Raw genomic sequence first — 3,633 nt, 5'->3', positions numbered from 1 at the left:
GTCTTGGGCAGCTCCGGAACCACCAGGATCTGACGCGGCTTGGCGATCGGGCCGATCTCCCGCGCGACGTGCTGGCGTAGCTCGGCGGCCGTGTCGCTTCCCTCGGAGGCCTCGCCGCGGAGGATAACGAAGGCCACGATGCCCTGGCCGGTCGTCGGGTCGGTGGCGCCCACCACCGCGGCCTCGGCCACCGACGGGTGCGAGACCAGCGCCGACTCCACCTCGGTGGTGGAGATCCGGTGCCCGGACACGTTCATCACGTCGTCGACCCGGCCGAGCAGCCACAGGTCGCCGTCGTCGTCCTTCTTCGCGCCGTCCCCGGCGAAGTAGTAGCCCTGCTCGGCGAAGCGCGCCCAGTAGGTCTCGCGGTAGCGCTCGTCGTCGCCCCAGATGCCGCGCAGCATGGACGGCCACGGCTCGGTCAGCACCAGCAGGCCACCGCCGCCGTTGGGCACCGGCTTGCCCTGGTCATCGACCACGTCGGCCTCCACGCCGGGCAGCGCCCGCATCGCCGAACCCGGCTTGGCCGCCGTCACCCCCGGCAGCGGGCTGATCATGATCGCGCCGGTCTCGGTCTGCCACCAGGTGTCCACCACCGGCACCCGGTCTCCGCCGATCACCCGGCGGTACCACATCCAGGCCTCGGGGTTGATCGGTTCGCCGACCGAGCCGAGCACCCGCAGCGAGGACATGTCGAACTTCGCCGGGATGTCCTCGCCCCACTTCATGAACGTCCGGATCGCGGTGGGGGCGGTGTAGAGGATGGTGACGCCGTACTTCTGCACGATCTCCCAGAACCGGCCCTTGTGCGGGGTGTCCGGCGTGCCCTCGTAGATCACCTGGGTGGTGCCGTTGGCCAGCGGGCCGTAGACGATGTAGGAGTGCCCGGTCACCCAGCCGATGTCGGCGGTGCACCAGTAGACGTCGGTGTCGGCGTGCAGGTCGAAGGCGGCGTGGTGGGTGTAGGCGGTCTGGGTCAGGTAGCCGCCGGTGGTGTGCAGGATGCCCTTGGGCTTGCCGGTGGTCCCCGAGGTATAGAGGATGAACAGCGGGTTCTCGGCGTCGAAGAACTCCGGCTGGTGCTCCTCGGATTGCCGGTCCATCACCTCGTCCCACCACAGGTCGCGGCCCTCGGCGAGCTCCACGTCGTTGCCGCCGCGCTTGACCACGAGCACGTGCCGGACCGGTGAGCTGTCACCGTCGAACTTGGCCAGCGCCTCGTCCACCACCGGCTTGAGCGGGAAGACCGAGCCGCGGCGGTAACCGCCGTCGGCGGTGATCACCAGGGTGGCGTCGGCGTCGAGCACCCGGTCATAGATCGCCTGGGCGGAGAAGCCGCCGAAGATCACCGAGTGGATGGCGCCGATCCGGGCGCAGGCCAGCATCGAGACCACGGCCTCGACCAGCATCGGCAGGTAGATCGCGACCCGGTCGCCGGCGCCGATGCCGAGCTCGGTCAGGGCGTTCGCGGCCTGGCAGACCAGCCGCTGCAACTCGGCGTAGGTCACCGTCCGGGTGTCGCCTGGCTCGCCCTCGAAGTGCAGCGCGACCTTCTCGCCCCGCCCGGCCCGGACGTGGCGGTCCACGCAGTTGACCGCGGCGTTGAGCCGGCCGCCGACGAACCACTTCGCGAACGGGGCGTTCGACCAGTCCAGCGCCTGGGTCCACTCGGTGTCCCAGTCCAGCCGGCGGGCCTGGGCCTCCCAGAAGCCGAGCCGGTCAGCCGCCGCCTGCTCGTAGGCTTCGGCGGTGTAGTTCGCCGAGGCGGCGAACTCCTCCGACGGCGGGAACCGGCGGTCCTCGTGCAGCAGGTTGGACAGGCCGCTGTTCGAATCGCTGGACTCGCTCATCTCGCTCCTCTTCCGTCCGGTATCTGGTGCCGACGTTAGCGCGGCCGGGGCGATGCGCAAGGCCGGGGCGCCATGCCTCGACGCCGAGGCGGTGCGGGCGTTGGCTAGCGTGTGCTGACGTGTCCCCTGACCCGTTGGCTCCGCTGCTGGAGTTGCCCGGTGTCGCCGAGGCGGTGACCGCGAGCCGGCAGGCGGTCGACCAGGTGCTCGGGCACCGGGTGCTGCGGCGCCGCTCGGCGGACGTCTCGGCCGAGTCGCTGCTGCGCGGCGCGTGGGCCTCGGCGGTGCTGGCCGGCTCACCGGCCGGGTTGGCGGAGGTCCGGGCCGGCACCGCAACCGAGCCGATCGTGCAGGGCGCGCTGCGGGTGTCCACCGAGCTCGCCGCGCTGGCCGGTCCCTGGACCGCCGCCCAGCGGCAGGCGCTGGCCCGGCTGCACGCGCTCGCCGCCACCGACCTGCTGCCGGCCGAGCAGCTCGGACGGCCGCGTCCGGACCGGGAGGTGGCGCACCGGCTCGACACCCTGGCCGAGGTGCTGGCTGTCTCCAAGGCACCGGCGGTGGTGGTCGCCGCGATCGTGCAGGGCGAGGTGCTCGGCCTGGACGCCTTCGCACCGGCCTCCGGAGTGGTGGCGCGGGCGGCGGCCCGGCTGACCCTGATCGAGCGCGGGCTGGACCCGAAGTCGCTGGTCGCGCTGGAGGTCGGGCACCTCGAACTCCGCGATCAGGAGCCGGCCGCGCTGGCCGGCTACCGCGACGGCGGCCCGGACGGGGTGGTGGACTGGATCCGGCACTGCACCGCGGCGCTGGAACTCGGTGCCCGGGAGTCGCTGGCTATCTGCGAGGCGATCCAGCGTGGCTGAGCCGGTGGAGCCGGGGTCGATCGAGCCGGGCCAGCCGCTGCTGCGCCGCTACCGGCGCGGGAGCGCCACCTCGTGGCTGCAGGCCTGCCGGGTGGTGGCCGCCGACGCGCGGGGCCTGTACTGCTGGCTTCCGGTGGGCGCCGGCTTCGCCAGCCGGCAGCGCCCGGACGGCTCGCTGGTGCGGGCCGCGCCGACCGAGGAGTTCGCCGCCGCCGAATTGCGGACCGGTAGTTGGCAGGGCCGGTCGGTGCTGATCTGGATGCCGGCCGGGCGGGCCCACTCGGTCTGGTGGTTCTTCACCGGCGGCGAATTCAGCGGCTGGTACGTCAACCTGGAGGACCGCTCGGAATTCTGGCGGCACGGCGACTGGTACGGCGTGGATCTGACCGACCACGAGCTGGACGTCGTGGTGGCGCCGGATCGGGTCTGGCAGTGGAAGGACGAGGCCGAGCTGGACGCGGTGACCGGCCTGCCCGGGTACTGGGACGCTCGCCGCAGCGCCGGGATCCGGGAGGAGGCCCGGCGGGTGGTGGTCGACGTGGAGGAAGGGCGGTTCCCGTTCGACGGGAGCTGCCGCGACTTCCGCCCGGACCCGGACTGGCCGATCCCGCGACTGCCCGAACCGCTGCCGGACTTCTACTGGCCCTCGCCTGGCGGGGCGTCGCGGTGACGAGTGCCGGCTGGGGCTGGTGAGGGCGCCGCGCCCGGGGTTGCCGATGGCCGGGTGGCGCCGCGCTGGGGGCGCTGGCCGGACGTGGTGAGGGCGCCGCGCTGACGCGCGACGCCCTCTGCGGTCAAGCCGGGTTACCAAGCGTGCACCTGGACAAGGTCAGGCGCGGGCCGGTGACGGTCCGCGTCGACAGCCGTTGGCGTGGCTCTGTCGCCGCGTGGGTACCCAGTTGCCCACTGGCGGAATCCGCGAC

The 3,633-nt window shown here is 72.8% G+C and carries 3 protein-coding genes; 2 read left to right on the top strand and 1 reads right to left on the bottom strand.

Annotated elements, in window-relative coordinates; translation table 11 throughout:
• On the bottom strand, positions 1 to 1,850 hold a 1,850-nt coding region (gene acs, locus VLJ82_RS01320; RefSeq protein ID WP_408661518.1), incomplete at its 3' end, for an acetate--CoA ligase.
• 119 nt (positions 1,851 to 1,969) lie between these two features.
• On the opposite strand from acs, the gene VLJ82_RS01315 reads away from it, so the two are divergent.
• Both VLJ82_RS01315 and VLJ82_RS01310 read left to right on the top strand, forming a co-directional pair.
• Positions 1,970 to 2,710: an oxidoreductase gene (locus tag VLJ82_RS01315; protein WP_408661517.1), complete on the top strand. Its 741-nt coding sequence runs from the start codon at positions 1,970 to 1,972 to the stop codon at positions 2,708 to 2,710.
• A complete protein-coding gene (locus VLJ82_RS01310; RefSeq protein ID WP_408661516.1) occupies positions 2,703 to 3,380 on the top strand; it encodes a DUF402 domain-containing protein in 678 nt (225 codons plus the stop codon). Before VLJ82_RS01315 ends, VLJ82_RS01310 begins: the two co-directional genes overlap by 8 nt.
• Positions 3,381 to 3,633: the final 253 nt, after the last annotated feature.

This window comes from Jatrophihabitans sp. (assembly GCF_035474675.1).
In the GTDB taxonomy this organism is placed as follows: Bacteria; Actinomycetota; Actinomycetes; order Mycobacteriales; family Jatrophihabitantaceae; genus Jatrophihabitans_A.
Note: the sequence above shows the minus strand (reverse complement) of the source record. Positions and strands in the feature narration are given on the sequence as shown.